18 protein-coding genes are annotated in these 13440 nt (G+C 65.8%); 6 read left to right on the forward strand and 12 right to left on the reverse strand.

What is annotated here, in order from left to right; genetic code table 11:
• Positions 1-33: 33 nt before the first annotated feature.
• The 10 genes from ACTG4X_RS26770 to flgB form a co-directional block, all read right to left on the reverse strand.
• Positions 34-516 (reverse strand): chemotaxis protein CheW, encoded by a 483-nt coding sequence (locus ACTG4X_RS26770; RefSeq protein ID WP_093077315.1) that lies wholly within the window; start codon positions 514-516, stop codon positions 34-36.
• Between the two features lie 34 nt (positions 517-550).
• Complete coding sequence (gene flgJ, locus ACTG4X_RS26775; RefSeq protein WP_093057945.1) at positions 551-1531, reverse strand: flagellar assembly peptidoglycan hydrolase FlgJ; 981 nt, start codon at positions 1529-1531, stop codon at positions 551-553.
• A 10-nt stretch (positions 1532-1541) separates the two neighbouring features.
• Entirely contained in the window at positions 1542-2633 is a 1092-nt protein-coding gene (locus tag ACTG4X_RS26780; protein ID WP_093178601.1) for a flagellar basal body P-ring protein FlgI, read from the reverse strand.
• A gap of 120 nt (positions 2634-2753) precedes the next feature.
• Positions 2754-3467 carry a flagellar basal body L-ring protein FlgH gene (locus ACTG4X_RS26785; protein ID WP_440532335.1) on the reverse strand — a complete coding sequence of 238 codons (714 nt, stop codon included), beginning with the start codon at positions 3465-3467 and terminating at the stop codon, positions 2754-2756.
• Positions 3467-4249, reverse strand: a complete 783-nt coding sequence (gene flgG, locus ACTG4X_RS26790) for a flagellar basal-body rod protein FlgG (protein WP_093057947.1) — start codon at positions 4247-4249, stop codon at positions 3467-3469. The genes ACTG4X_RS26785 and flgG overlap by 1 nt, the downstream gene beginning before the upstream one ends.
• A gap of 54 nt (positions 4250-4303) precedes the next feature.
• A complete protein-coding gene (gene flgF / locus ACTG4X_RS26795; RefSeq protein ID WP_307616163.1) occupies positions 4304-5050 on the reverse strand; it encodes a flagellar basal-body rod protein FlgF in 747 nt (248 codons plus the stop codon).
• 43 nt (positions 5051-5093) lie between these two features.
• Positions 5094-6314, reverse strand: a complete 1221-nt coding sequence (gene flgE, locus ACTG4X_RS26800) for a flagellar hook protein FlgE (protein ID WP_093057949.1) — start codon at positions 6312-6314, stop codon at positions 5094-5096.
• A gap of 49 nt (positions 6315-6363) precedes the next feature.
• Complete coding sequence (locus ACTG4X_RS26805; RefSeq protein WP_093178605.1) at positions 6364-7047, reverse strand: flagellar hook assembly protein FlgD; 684 nt, start codon at positions 7045-7047, stop codon at positions 6364-6366.
• A 50-nt stretch (positions 7048-7097) separates the two neighbouring features.
• The gene (gene flgC, locus ACTG4X_RS26810) at positions 7098-7499 is read right to left on the reverse strand and encodes a flagellar basal body rod protein FlgC (RefSeq protein ID WP_256216791.1); all 402 of its coding nucleotides are present in this window, start codon (positions 7497-7499) and stop codon (positions 7098-7100) included.
• A 45-nt stretch (positions 7500-7544) separates the two neighbouring features.
• Positions 7545-7955 (reverse strand): flagellar basal body rod protein FlgB, encoded by a 411-nt coding sequence (gene flgB / locus ACTG4X_RS26815; RefSeq protein WP_093057952.1) that lies wholly within the window; start codon positions 7953-7955, stop codon positions 7545-7547.
• Positions 7956-8175: 220 nt separating this feature from the next.
• Here flgB and flgA point away from each other — a divergent pair, with 220 nt between their 5' ends.
• The 5 genes from flgA (at position 8176) to ACTG4X_RS26840 (ending at position 11057) form a co-directional block, all read left to right on the forward strand.
• Positions 8176-8892, forward strand: a complete 717-nt coding sequence (flgA, locus tag ACTG4X_RS26820) for a flagellar basal body P-ring formation chaperone FlgA (protein ID WP_440532336.1) — start codon at positions 8176-8178, stop codon at positions 8890-8892.
• 74 nt (positions 8893-8966) lie between these two features.
• Positions 8967-9290 carry a flagellar biosynthesis anti-sigma factor FlgM gene (flgM, locus tag ACTG4X_RS26825; RefSeq protein ID WP_093178608.1) on the forward strand — a complete coding sequence of 108 codons (324 nt, stop codon included), beginning with the start codon at positions 8967-8969 and terminating at the stop codon, positions 9288-9290.
• Complete coding sequence (locus ACTG4X_RS26830) at positions 9287-9745, forward strand: flagella synthesis protein FlgN (RefSeq protein WP_177142426.1); 459 nt, start codon at positions 9287-9289, stop codon at positions 9743-9745. The genes flgM and ACTG4X_RS26830 overlap by 4 nt, the downstream gene beginning before the upstream one ends.
• Before the next feature lie 5 nt (positions 9746-9750).
• Positions 9751-10173: a YadA-like family protein gene (locus tag ACTG4X_RS26835; protein ID WP_440532337.1), complete on the forward strand. Its 423-nt coding sequence runs from the start codon at positions 9751-9753 to the stop codon at positions 10171-10173.
• A gap of 50 nt (positions 10174-10223) precedes the next feature.
• Positions 10224-11057: a winged helix-turn-helix domain-containing protein gene (locus ACTG4X_RS26840; RefSeq protein ID WP_093077324.1), complete on the forward strand. Its 834-nt coding sequence runs from the start codon at positions 10224-10226 to the stop codon at positions 11055-11057.
• A 7-nt stretch (positions 11058-11064) separates the two neighbouring features.
• Here the strand turns inward: ACTG4X_RS26840 and ACTG4X_RS26845 are convergent, their stop codons facing one another.
• On the reverse strand, positions 11065-11313 hold the full coding sequence (locus tag ACTG4X_RS26845) for a hypothetical protein (RefSeq protein WP_440532338.1): 249 nt from the start codon (positions 11311-11313) through the stop codon (positions 11065-11067).
• Between the two features lie 81 nt (positions 11314-11394).
• Here ACTG4X_RS26845 and ACTG4X_RS26850 point away from each other — a divergent pair, with 81 nt between their 5' ends.
• A complete protein-coding gene (locus ACTG4X_RS26850; protein ID WP_440532339.1) occupies positions 11395-12321 on the forward strand; it encodes a 4'-phosphopantetheinyl transferase family protein in 927 nt (308 codons plus the stop codon).
• Here the strand turns inward: ACTG4X_RS26850 and ACTG4X_RS26855 are convergent, their stop codons facing one another.
• On the reverse strand, positions 12322-13149 hold the full coding sequence (locus tag ACTG4X_RS26855) for a DUF7822 domain-containing protein (RefSeq protein ID WP_440532340.1): 828 nt from the start codon (positions 13147-13149) through the stop codon (positions 12322-12324). It abuts the gene before it with no gap.
• Positions 13150-13440 lie beyond the last annotated feature (291 nt).

Here is a 13440-nt window from a genome sequence, read left to right on the forward strand (position 1 = left end):
GTTCTGATTGGCGTTGACGTGTGCGCCCGGCCTTCAGGCGGCGATCTTTTCGACGAGGCCCATCTCGTCGCTGGACATCAGCCGGTCGATGTCCACCAGGATCAGCATCCGCTCTTCCAGCGTGCCCAGCCCGATCAGGTAGTCGGCGTCCAGCACCGAGCCCATCTCCGGCGCAGGCTTGATCTGCTCGCCCGTCAGCGTGATCACGTCAGACACGCTGTCCACCACCATGCCCACCACGCGCCCTGCGATGTTCAGCACGATCACCACCGTGAACTGGTCGTACGTCGGGTCGCCCAGCTTGAACTTGATGCGCATGTCGATGATCGGAACGATGATCCCGCGCAGGTTCACCACACCCTTGATGTACTCCGGTGCATTGGCAATGCGCGTCACCGCGTCGTAGCCGCGCAGCTCCTGCACCTTCTGGATGTCTATGCCGTATTCCTCTTCGCCCAGCTTGAAGGTCACGACCTCCAGGCGGCTGCCTGCTGCGGTTTCTTGGGTCTTTGCCATGGGGTTTCCTTGATGTGGTGTGCGCGAGCGCGGCTCACCCGAATTTCTGCATGATGCGAACGAGCTTCTCGCCGTAGCGCGGATCGGTGGCGTAGCCCGCGCGCTGCAGGCCGTGCGCGGCCTCGGTCGGGTCGTCGGTGGCCAGCACGTTCGCGTAGCGCGGGTTGCGGGTGATGAAGCGCGCGTAGTCGGTGAAGGCCTCTTCGTACGAGGCGTAGGCGCGGAACTTGGCGCGCACCTTCTGCGGCTCGCCGTCGACGTATTCGGTGGTGGTGGTTTCGACCGTTGCGCCCTTCCAGCTGCGGTCGGCCTTGATGCCGAACAGGTTGAAACTCTGCGTGCCGTCGTCGGCGCGAATCTCCCGCTTGCCCCAGCCGGACTCGAGCGCGGCCTGCGCAAGGATCAGCGGCGCGGGCACGCCGCTAGCCGTGCTCGCGGCCTGCGCAGACGCCCCCATGCGGCCCACGAAATCATCGACCTGCCCTTGCAGCGAGGCATTCGCACTACCAGCACCGGGTGCGCGGCGCTCACTGTTGAATTGATAGACGCTCAGGTCGGCCCCCACGCGGGCGGTCGGTGCCGAGCCAATGGGAATGCCCGCGCGCGGACCGTACGGCAAGCCGCCGCGCGGTTCGAGCGACATAGGCTTGGTGCCGATCTCGGCGTCGGCATCCGCATCGGGCGGACCCGACGGCATGCTGCGCCGCAGCTGCGCGAGCATGGCCTCGGCCAGCCCCACGCCGCGCCCCGAAAGGTTCTGCGTGAGCTGCTGGTCGAACATCGAGAGGTACACCTTCTGGTCCTGGCTCTCGAACAGCCCGCTGGAGGGCGTTGCCTCGCGCATGCTCTTGAGCACCATGTTCATGAACAGCGCCTCGAACTGCCGCGAGACCTGCTGCAGGCCTTCTTCCGGCGAGGTGCGCACGGTGCGTCGCAGGGCATCGACGCCCTGCACGTCGAGCGCGAAGCGCTGGTCGAGCGCGCCGCTGCGGTCGGTAGTGGCCGGTAGCGTCATCGCATCGACCTCAGATGATTTCCAGCTCGGCGCTCAGTGCGCCGGCCGACTTCATGGCCTGGAGAATGGACACCAGGTCCTGCGGATTCGCGCCCAGGCTGTTGAGGCCCTTGACCACGTCCGACAGCGAAGCACCGCCGCGCACCATCTGGATCGCGCCGCCGCCCTGGTTCACCGAAATCTGCGATGTCTGCGCCACCACCGTGCTGCCGCCCGAAAGCGCCCCCGGCTGGCTGATGACTGGCTCGGTGTTGATGACCACCGACAGGTTGCCGTGCGCAACGGCGCAGTCCTTCACACGAACGGCCTGGTTCATCACCACCGACCCGGTGCGCGCATTGACCACCACCCGTGCCCCGGCTTGCGTGGGCGTCACTTCAATATCTTCGAGCCGCGCGAGAAAACCCACGCGCTGCTGCGGCTCCGGCGCACGCACGCGAATCGACCGCGCATCGACCGCCTCGGCCGTGCCCGAGCCGAACTGCCGGTTGATCGCATCGACCGCGCGCTGCGTGGTGCCGAAGTCCGATCGGTTGAGCTCGATGGAGAACGTACCTTCAGCACCAACAGGCGCTTCCACAGTGCGCTCCACCAGCGCGCCAGCCGGAATGCGCCCCGAGCTCAGCTGGTTGACCTGCACCTTGCTCCCGTTGGCTGCGGCACCCGCGCCGCCGACCACCATGTTCCCCTGCGCCACCGCATAGGTCGCCCCATCGACACCCTTCAGCGGCGTCATCAGCAGCGTGCCCCCACGCAGGCTCTTCGCATTGCCCATCGAAGAAACAGTCACGTCGATGTTCTGCCCCGGCCGCGCGAACGAAGGCAGCGTAGCCGTCACCATCACCGCCGCCACGTTCTTCAGCTGCATGTTCACGCCCTGCGGAATCGTGATGCCAAGCTGCTGCAGCATGTTGTTCAGGCTCTGCGTGGTGAACGGCGTCTGCATCGTCTGGTCGCCGGTGCCGTCCAGACCCACCATCAGCCCGTACCCGATCAACGGGTTGTCCCGCACCCCCTGAATGCTGGCGAGCTCCTTGAGCCGCTCCGCATGCACAGGCGCAAAAAACAAAGCACCCAACACGGCCAACGCCGCGATGCGCAAGCGAGCCGAAAAATTCGTGGAATGCCGCGGAACCGGCTTCGCCGGGCCGCAGGCGTTGCCCCCTGCAAGGGGGGGGGGAGTAGCGACACGAAGTGCGCGAAGCCTGGGGGTTTTTCATATTCAAAATGGCATGACGTTGAGGAAGATGCGCTGCATCCATCCCATGGTCTGCGCCTCGTCGATGTAGCCCTTGGCCGAGTACTCGATGCGCGCATCGGCCACCAGCGTCGAAGGCACGGTGTTGTTGCCCGACACGGTGCGCGGGTTCACCACGCCCGAGAAGCGGATGTACTCGGTGCCCTGGTTGATGCCCATCTGCTTCTCGCCACTCACCAGCAGGTTGCCGTTGCCCATCACGTCCGTCACCGTGACCGTGATCACGCCGTTGAAGGTGTTGTTGGCGTTGGCTCCGCCCTTGGCGTCGAGCTTGTTGGTGCCCGAGAGATTCGTGCCCTGCCCGTCGAGCAGGCCGCCGATGAGCTTGGGAATGGCGGAGAACACGCCGGTCGTGCTGCCCGTGCGGCTGGCGTTGGCGCCGGAGTTCTTGGTGGCATTGACCTTCTCGCTGATGACGATGGTCAGGATGTCGCCGACGTTGCGCGGGCGGCGGTCTTCGAACAGCGCGTTGGCGCCGGGACCGTCCTGGAAGATCGCGCCGGGCGCGCGCCGCGGCTGCATTGCCGCGTAGTTTTCGGCGCGCGCAGTCATCGGCTGATGCACCAGCGGCTCGCGCGGAATCTGCGCGCAGCCCGTGGCCAGCACTGCGGCGGCAAGCAGCAGCAGCGCCCTCGCGGCCGCGCCACTCCCACGAAGAAGACGCACACCCCGCAACATCACAGCTGGGCCAGGCGCTGCAGCATCTGGTCCGAAGTCTGGACCGCCTTGCTGTTGATTTCGTACGAACGCTGCGTCGCGATCATGTTGACCAGCTCTTCCACCACGTTCACGTTCGAGGCTTCGACGTAGCCTTGGCTCAGCACGCCCGCGCCGTCGATGCCGGGGTTCACCTGGTTGGGCGCACCGGAAGCGTCGGTTTCCGCATACAGGTTCTCGCCCTTGCTCTGCAGGCCCGTCGGATTGACGAACGTCGCAAGCTGAAGCTGGCCGACCTGCACGGTGTTCGTGTTGCCCGCCTGCACCACCGAGACGATGCCGTCGCGGCCCACGGTGATGCTGGTGGCGTTGGCCGGAATGGTGATGGCCGGCTGCACGGGAAAGCCGCTGGCCGTAACGAGCTGGCCGTCGCGGTCGGTCTGGAACGAGCCGTCGCGCGTGTACGAGGTGGTGCCGTCGGGCATCAGCACCTGGAAGAAACCGCTGCCGTTGATGGCCACGTCGGTAGGCTTGTCGGTCTTGGTGAGGTTGCCTTGCGAGTGGATGCGCTCGGTGGCAACCACGTGCACGCCGGTGCCGACCTGCAGGCCCGAAGGCAGGCGGGTCTGGTCCGACGACTGGCCACCGACCTGGCGCAGGTTCTGGTAGACCAGGTCTTCGAACACGGCGCGGCTGCGCTTGAAGCCGGTGGTGCCGACGTTGGCGAGGTTGTTGGAAACCACGTCGAGCTGCGTCTGCTGCGCGTCGAGGCCGGTCTTGGCGATGTAGAGGGAGCGAATCATTTTTTGAAGAATCCTGCGGGTGTGTTGCGGTGCGGGCTGCTACGGATCAGCGGATCAGCCGTAGGCCAGCAGCTTGTTGGCGGCCTGCGCGTTGGTGTCGGCGGTCTGCAGCGACTTCATCTGCATCTCGAAGCTGCGCGCGTTGGCGATCATTGCCACCATGGCCTCGACCGGGTTGACGTTGCTGCCCTCGACCACGCCGGTAACGAGCGTGACGGCCTCGTCGGCCTCGGCGGGCGGCTGGCCGGCGCGCATGCGGAACAGGCCGTCGTCGCCGCGTTCGAGATCGGTGACAGGCGGGTTGACCAGCTTGAGGCGGCCCACTTCGGCAATGCCCGTGAGCGTGGTTGAAGATGCGTCGCGCGAACCCACCAGCCCGTTGGTGGCAATGCTCACGCTGGAGCCGGGCGGAACGGTGAGCGCGCCGTTGTCGCCGACCACCGGGCGCCCGCCCATGGTGGTGAGCTGGCCGTCGGCGCTGATCTGCAGGTTGCCCACGCGGGTGTAGGCCTCGCCGCCATCGGCCGTCTGCACCACCAGCCAGCCCTCGCCGCTCACGGCCACGTCGAGCTCGCGGCCGGTTTCGGTCAGCGGGCCGTGGGTGAAGTCGGCGCCGGGCGTGGTGGCCGCCACGAAGGCGCGCGTGGGCGCCTCCTGGCCGACCACGGGCACCGCGCGGAAGTTGGCAATCTGCGCGCGGAAGCCCGGCGTGGAGACGTTCGCCATGTTGTTGGCAACCGAGGCCTGCTGTTCCATGACCTGCTTGGCGCCGCTCATGGCGACATACAACATTCGATCCACTGGGTGCTCCTGGTGTCAGTCGTTCTGCGTTGCTGTTGCCGCGTCAGCGGATGTTCATCAGCGTCTGCATGACCTGGTCCTGCGTCTTCACGGTCTGCGCGTTGGCCTGGTAGTTGCGCTGCGCGACGATCAGGTTGACCAGCTCGGAGGTGAGGTCGACGTTGGACGACTCGAGCGCGCCCGACTGCAGCGCGCCGAGCTTGGTGCCTTCGCCCGGGGTGCCGGTGAGCGCGTTGCCCGAGGCCTGCGTTTCGGCCCACACGTTGTCGCCCTTGGGCTCCAGGCCGTTCGGGTTGGCGAACGACGACAGCACGATCTGGCCCAGCAGCTTGGTCTGTTCGTTGGAGAACTTGCCGGTGATGGTGCCGTCGGCGTTGATCGAGAACGAGGTGAGTTCGCCCGAGCGGTAGCCGTCCTGCGCGAGCTTGCTCATGGCGTTGGCCGCGCCGAACTGCGTGGTGCCCGAGAGGTCGACCGTGGCGCTCAGCGCCGCGGCGCCGTTGGTGAAGGTGATCGGGCCGATGTTCAGCTGGCCGTTGGCCGGCGCGGTCATCTTGCCGGCGGAGTCGAAGGTCAGCGTGGTGAGCGCTGCGCCGGCGTTGAGCGCCGCGCCGTCGGAGGTGCCGTACACGCTCCAGGTGTTGGCGGGGGTGGCGCTCTTCACGAAGTACACGGACACGTCGTGCGGGTTGCCCAGCGAGTCGTAGATGGGGCCGACGGCGTTCGAGTAGTTGAAGGTGTCGGAATCGGCCGCGTTGAAGGGCGTCTTGGTGGGCGTGGTGAGGCGCGCGTCGAGGTTGAACTCGGCGTTGATGCCGGTCGTGGCCTTGGGCGTCATGGCCGCGGTCGGGATCTGGATGGCCGCCGGCGTGCCGCCGCTGATGCCGCCGCTGGCGTTCACGCCGAAGCCGGTGAGGCGCAGGCCCGATGCGTTGACGATGTAGCCGTCCTTGTCGCGCGTGAACTGGCCGTTGCGCGAGTACATGACTTCACCGCTGGGGCTGCTCAGGCGGAAGAAGCCGTCGCCGTTGAGGATGGCCACGTCCAGCGGGCGGCTGCTCGACTGCGTCACGCCCTGCGTGAAGTTCTGCGTCACGCCCGACACCGATGCGCCCAGGCCGACGCGCGAGCCCGCGTACACGTCCTGGAAGGTGGCGGCGGCCGACTTGAAGCCGACGGTGCCCGAGTTGGCGATGTTGTTGCCGATGACGTCGAGGTTGGCTGCGGCCACGCCGAGTCCGCTGATGCCCTGGGAAAAAGCCATGTTGGTTCCTTGGTTCGATGCTGCGTTGAATGCGTTTTGAGAAAAAAGCTCAGAGGAACAGCCGCACGTCGGACAGGCTGATGTTGTTGCCCGTCATCAGTTCGAGCGAGACCCCGTTGGTGCCCTGCTTGACCGCGGCCACCTGCGAGAAGGTGAGCGAGGTGGCCTTCACGGTCGCGCTGCCGTTGGTGGCGTCGACGGTGAAGCGGTAGGCGCCCGCGGGCACCACGGCGCCCGTGTCGTCCTTGCCGTCCCATGTGACGGCGTTGACGCCTTCGGTCATGGAGCCGGCGCTGATGGTGCGAACGACCTTGCCGGTGCCGTCGACGATCTTGATGTCGACGTCGGAGGCGGTGCCCGGCAGCTCCACGGCAAAGGCCTGCGAGGCAGGTTCCTTGCCCTCTTCGGGAGCCTTGGTGGTGAGCGTGTCGCCCGGCGACAGCACGTTGTAGCCAATCAGCGAGGTGGCCTGCAGCAGCTGGTTGGAGCTGGTCTGGTTCACCAGGCCGGAGAGCGTGCTGTTGAGCTTCTCGATGCCGCTCACGGTGCTCATCTGCGCGAGCTGCGAGGTGAGCTCGGCGTTCTGCATCGGGTTGAGCGGGTCCTGGTTGTTCAGCTGCGTGACGAGCAGCTTGAGAAAGCGCTGCTCGCTGTCTTCGTTCGAGACGTTGCTGCTGGTCGCCGCTGAAGTGGCGTTCTGACCGGTGATGGACGAGGTGTCGGAGATGGCCATGGCGTGGTGCCTGTTCTGTTCTGGTGGATCTGATGAATCTGGCGAGAGGTTTACTGGCCGATGGACAGCGTCTTGACCATCAGCGTCTTGGCCGTGTTGAGCACCTCGACGTTGGCCTGGTAGCTGCGCGAGGCGGAAATCATGTTGGTCATCTCCTCGACCACGTTGACGTTGGGCATCGCCACGTAGCCTTCGGCGTTGGCGTGCGGGCTCTTCGGATCGAACACGAGCCGCGGCGGCGACTGGTCTTCGATGACGCCCGCGACCTTGACGCCGCCGATGTCCCCGGCGCCGTATGCCGACGGCTCGACCTGGAACACCACCTGCTTCGCGCGATAGGGCATGCCGTCGGGGCCGGCCACGCTCTCGGCGTTGGCCATGTTGCTGGCGGTCACGTTCATGCGCTGCGATTGCGCGGTCATGGCGGAGCCCGCCACGTTGAAGATGTTCATGGAAGTGCTGTTGAAGGGCATGGTGGCGGCCGCTCTTCTTTCTTGTTACTGCTGGATCGCCGAGAGCAGCGACTTGATCTTCGAATTGATGACGGTGAGGTTGGACTCGTAGCGCAGTGCGTTGTCGGCAAAGGCGATGCGCTCGACGTCCATCTCGACGGTGTTGCCGTCGAGGCTCGACTGGTTGGGCACGCGGTAGAGCAGGTCTTTGTCGGACGCGGCTTGCGCCTGCCCTGCAAGGTGGCGCGACGAGGTAGTGGCCAGCGACACCGACTGCGCCGACGCGCGGCCGCGCTCGACGGCTTCGCTCAGGCGCGAGCCGAAGTCGAAGTCGCGCGCCTTGTAGTTGGGCGTGTCTGCATGGGCGATATTGGCCGCGAGCACTTCCTGGCGCTCGGCGCGGAGGTTGAGGGCTTCGCGGTTGAAACGAAGCGCCGCATCCAGCTTGTCGATCATCTTTTTTCCATCCGTTGAGGCGTCGCCAATGCGCAAGCGCAGCGACAGATGGAAAGCGAGTCTATGCATGCATCGCGTTTGCAATCGCCCGAACAAAGGGGGTTTTCGCCTGCTGCTCGCACCTTCGATCGGCGGGCGGATTTCTAGAATTTCCGGGCGGCGGCATGCGCCCTCTTGCCGTGGCGCGCCGCAATCCAGGCCCTCTTTTCCGACACACCCGATGACCCTCTTCAAGCTTCGCAACCGCAGCCTGCCGGCACTGGTGGCCATGGTGTGCACGGCGTCCGCGTTCGCCGCCGCTGCCGATGCCGATGCCAATGCCAATGCCGCCGATGTCAATACGGTCATCGAGAAATACCTGCAGGTGCAGACGGCGGGTTTGCCAGGCAAGGTGACGATCAACATCGACGCACGCAGCACCTCCAACCTGCCCGCCTGCGATGCGCCAGAGGCCTTTTTGCCGCCGGGCGCGACGCCCTGGGGGCGCGTGTCGGTGGGCGTTCGCTGCCAGGCGGAGCGGCCGTGGACGCGCTACGTGCAGGCACACGTCGCGGTGGAAGGCAGCTATTTCGTGGCCGCGCGCGCCATCGATTCGGGCCGGCCGCTGGGCGCGGGCGACGTTACCGAGCGCACCGGCGACCTCACGCGGCTGCCGCGCTCGGTCATCACCAGCGCGGCCGAACTGGCCGGCGTGGTGACGGTCAACCGGGTGGCGCCGGGCGCGCCGCTGCGCAAGGAGCTGGTACGCGGCGTTACCGTCATCCAGCAGGGGCAGGCGGTGAAGGTCGTGGCGCAGGGCCAGGGCTTCGTCGTCAGCACCGAGGGCAAGGCCATGACCGGGGCCGTCGTCGGCGCCGTGGTGCAGGCCAAGACCCGCGACGGACGGCTGGTCAGCGGCGTGGCGGACGAAGAGGGGCAGATCCAGCTCGCCCAGTAAGCAGCTTCGTGCACGCCCTGCCTAAAGTTCTTGCCCAAGCTGCCGATATACGGGTCAGCCCCTGAGGAATCACCTTGAAAATCGATCAACCCGCCCCTTCGGCCACGCCCCCTCATCGCCCAACGCCCGCGCCGGGCGCGGCTACGGTGACCGGCGCCGATGCCGCCCAGCGCCCCAAGGAGGCGGCGCCGGCTTCCGCGCACGTTCATTCGCTGCCCAGCGCCGCGGGCACTGCCAGCGATTTCGATGCGGCCCGCGTGGCGGCGATCCGCGAGGACATCCGCGCCGGGCGCTACCAGATCCGCCCCGAGCGCATCGCCGACGGCCTGCTGGCGAGCGTGCGAGACCTGCTCGACCCCAGGCTCGACCCGAACAGCGGCAAGGGCGGCAACGAATGAAACCCACCCTGCTGACCCACCTGCGCACCGAGACTGCCTGCATCGAGGAATTCCTGTCGGTGCTGGACCGCGAGGCCCAGGCGATGTCGGACGGCGCGTTCACCGACCTGGCGGCCATTGCCGGCCAGAAGACCGTGCTGCTCGACCGCATGGCCGAGCTGGACACGCAGCGCGAAGCCATGCAGGCGGCGCTGGGCTTCGAGCCTGGCCGCGTGGGTGCCGATGCTGCCGCAGCAGCCGGCGGCCCGGACGTGGCGCAAGCCTGGGCTGCATTGCTGGAGCTTGCCGGGCAGGCAAGAGGCCACAACCTGCGCAACGGCTCGATGGTCTACGCGCATCTCGATTTCACGCAACAGGCCCTGCACTTCCTGCAGGCCAGCGCGCAGCTGTTCTACGGACCGGACGGCGTGCGCAAGACACAGGCGGGCAGCGGCAATCGCCTCGCGGCGGGCTGATCGCCGTGCGGGCCGGGCTGCTGGTCATGCTGTGGCTGTGCGCTACCGCCCTGCATGGCGTGGCGAGCGCGGCGGACGGCGTGCTTGTCACCAACGTGGCGCCGGGCGCCCTGCCGGGCGACGCGGTCAACCTCGGCCAGCTGCAACAGGTGCCCGCTGCCCTGCGCGACGTGGAGCGCATCGCGTACTCAGGTACGGCGATGGCCGTGGCCATGTCGGCTGCGTACGTGCCCACGCTCTACCCCGGCGAGAAGACGGTGGGCCTGGCCGTCGGCACCTACAAGGGCTACACGGCGGCGAGCCTCGGCTTCAAGACCCTGTCGGACGACGGGCAGATGGCCTGGGGCATGGCCATCGCCAATGCAGGCCGGGACTGGGGCTTCAACGCCGGCATCGGCTGGAAGCTGCCGCGCGCGGACGACCGCTGAAGCAGCCCTTCCACCCTCACCATCACCAACACACGGAACCCCTCGACATCATGAACAACGACGCTCACGGCGGCTCGCGCCAGGTGGCCATGGTGGGTTGCGACGAGGCCCAGGCGCAGGCATGGGGACAACGGCTGAGCCTGATGGGCTGCGCGCCGGTTTCCTTCGACAGCAGCGACGACTTTCTGCGCGCGGTAACGCGCGGCACGCAAGGGAGCCACTTCGACCTGCTGCTGGTGGTGCTGAAGGACGAGGGCGCGTGGCCGGTGCTGACGTCGATGTGCAAGGCGCTGCGCCTGCCGATCTTCCTGGTCGCCAATGCGCTGCAGCGCGAGCTGCTGGCCGAGGTGCTGCTGGCGGCGGAGCCCGAAGCGCAGGGCGCGAGCATCGATTTCGCGGTGCTGCCGGTCGACGACTTCGAGGTGGAGTTGCGCGTGCGCGAAGCGCTGCGGCGCAACGAGACGCTGCTGCATCCGCCATCGGTGAATGCGCTGTTCGGCGACTACCAGTTCATCGGCAGCCGCAAGGTGGTGGTGCACAAGGGGCAGGACATCCGCCTGAAGCCGCGCGAATTCGAGCTGGCGCTGCTGCTGTTTCGCAATACCGGCCGGCTGCTGGAGCGCGACTGGCTGCTGGGTTCGCTGTGGATGGACTCGCAGGTCGAGCGCAGGAGCCGGGTGCTCGACTGCTGCGTGGCGAACATCCGCCGCAAGCTGTCGCTGCACAAGGACAGCGAGTTCATGCTGCACTCGGTGTACGGACGGGGCTACGAGCTTCGCCATGTGCCGGGCTCGCCGATTGCAGGCACCGTGGACGACTCGGGATTTCCGGACACGTCGAACGAGCCGATCTGGCTGGGGGAAATCTCCCAGGCACGGGCGTAGGAGCCTGTCAGGCCTGGGAATCGCTCCCGCGGCGGCGCCGGGTCGTCCATTCGTCGACGAAATACCGGGCGCGGGAGCGGACCCGCTCGAGCGCTGCTTCGCGCGAGGGCTGTTGCGTCAGCACGAACACGCAGCGCTGCACCCGTCCCTGCCGGAGTTCGGCCTCGCCGGCATAGGTGCCTTCCAGGGTCTTTTTGAGGTCCAGCCGGCACGTCCAGCCTTCAGGGAGATTGAAGTCGACGGGGTCTTGGGTCATGGCGTATCGAAGAATAGTTCTCCGCAGGCCGTTTGAAAATATGACGATCGCCAGCCTCGAGGAACCGCCACCAATGGGCGGGTGCCTGAGCGACCTCTACCAACGCCAGCAGACCGTCCACCCGAGTATCAGCCGGCAACCTTAAGCCGAACTGAAGGCCGGAAAATAAGAGCGCTGGCGTCATGGAAGATCGCGCCACCCGAGCAAGAATTGCGAATGCAACAACTGCAGATCGACTCGCACCAGGTTCACCTGTGGCACCTGTACGTCCCCGAGCAGGACGACGACGCCACCTGCGAAGAAAAGGGCATGGCCCTGCTGGCGCCCGAAGAGCGCGAAAGGCACGGGCGCTTTCACTTCGCCCGTGACCGGCGCCGCTATCTCATGACGCGGGGGCTGATCCGCTCGCTTCTCTCCTGCTATGCACCCATCGCCCCGCAGGACTGGGAGTTCGAGAACAACGCCTACGGGCGCCCGCGGATCGCCAACGCACTGCCGCAGGCACAGCGCCTTCGCTTCAATATTTCGCACAGCGCTTCGCTCATCGTGGCGGCGCTGACGGTGGAGCGCGAAGTGGGCGTGGACGTCGAGCACACGGCAAGGGCTGCCCCGCTGGAGATTGCGGAGAACTTCTTCTCCGCCAGGGAGGCGAAAGAGCTGCAGCAGCTTCCGGCCGGGCTTCAGCCTTCACGCTTCTGGGATCTCTGGACGCTCAAGGAAAGCTATATCAAGGCGCGCGGAATGGGGCTGTCTCTGCCGCTGGACCGGTTTTCCTTCAGCTTCGACGACGCCAATCGCGTGGCAATCGACTTCGAGGACGGCCTCGAGGATTCCGCAGCGCGCTGGCAGTTCTGGCAGCTTCAGCCGGACAACGCGCACGCCGTGGCCCTCTGTCTTGAGCGAACTCAATCGCAAGACGTGCAGATCCTGTGCCGGAAGGCAACGCCGCTGCTTGCGTCCTTCGGGGAATTTCAGGGCACGGTGACGCGCCGGTCAGCAGGCAGCTGACTACTTGCTGGCCGACTGACCGCGCTCCGCCTCGAATTCGGCCCGGTTCCACAGGCCGAAATACAGCACCTCCGACCACTGCAAGCCGAGCGGATGCTCCGTGGCGCCGGTGCGGGTGCTGTCGCAGTCATCGTCCAGCCGCAGCCCGAAAAAGGCGTCGAGCGGGGCGGCGCACTTCTGCGTGGTCGCCTGTTTCAGCTGTCGCCCCGCCTCGGCAATGTCGGCCGGCAGGGCATCGATGGCGGCGCCCACGCGCAGGCACCGCGCGATCTCCTGTTCCACGCAGGCTCGCAGCGCCGCCTCATCTGATTCGGACATGGTGTCGAACTCGATCGTCTCCAGCAGCAGGTAGCGGTCGCGATGGGCTTCGAGGAAGGCGATCGTCTCGTCGAGCCAGATGGGCAGATGCACCAGCGCCGTGGACGCACTCGCTGGCTCAGCGGGGGCCGTTTCCGTCTGTGGCGAAACCAGCCGCTTGAGACGCCCGAGGAAAGACACCGGCTGCGCTGAAACGGCAGGTTGCGGCTCGGGTGCTGATGCTTGCGCCGCAAGGAGAAACCGCACGATGTCGATGAAACGCCGCACGCGCTCGAAGCCCGGATCGAAGCTGCTGCTGATTGCATGGAGCCTGACCTTGTGCTCCGGCTCGTCGTCATCGAAGCCATCCGACACCAGCGAGGCACACAGCTGCGGATCGCCCGACATGAGAAGCCTGTATATGAACGGCACGTCGTAAGGCCATTCGGACAGGCCCGAAATTGTTTCCGGGCGGTCGGCATATGCGCCGGGCCGGTTGCTGACGCTGTAGAGATAGGAACGGTTGGCCATCTGGAACTCCCTGATTCGCGCGCCATTGTTCAAGCGCTACTGCCCGATTCTAGGAGGTAGGCCCGGCTGAATGACTATTCCCAGGAAACCTGAAATTAAGAAAAAACTTCAACAAAATCAAAGATGCACCAATAAGAGGCATCACTTTTTTGTCGCCGCCGATATCAAAATAGTGATTCAGAAAAATAACTACATTGAAAAAATAAAACAACTGTGATATTCATTTAATTCACTAGTATTTTCATATTACTATTCATCAATAATGCTCGATTTAAAATACAAATCAATTTG

The sequence above is a fragment of the Variovorax sp. YR566 genome, assembly GCF_051992195.1.
GTDB lineage: Bacteria > Pseudomonadota > Gammaproteobacteria > Burkholderiales > Burkholderiaceae_C > Variovorax.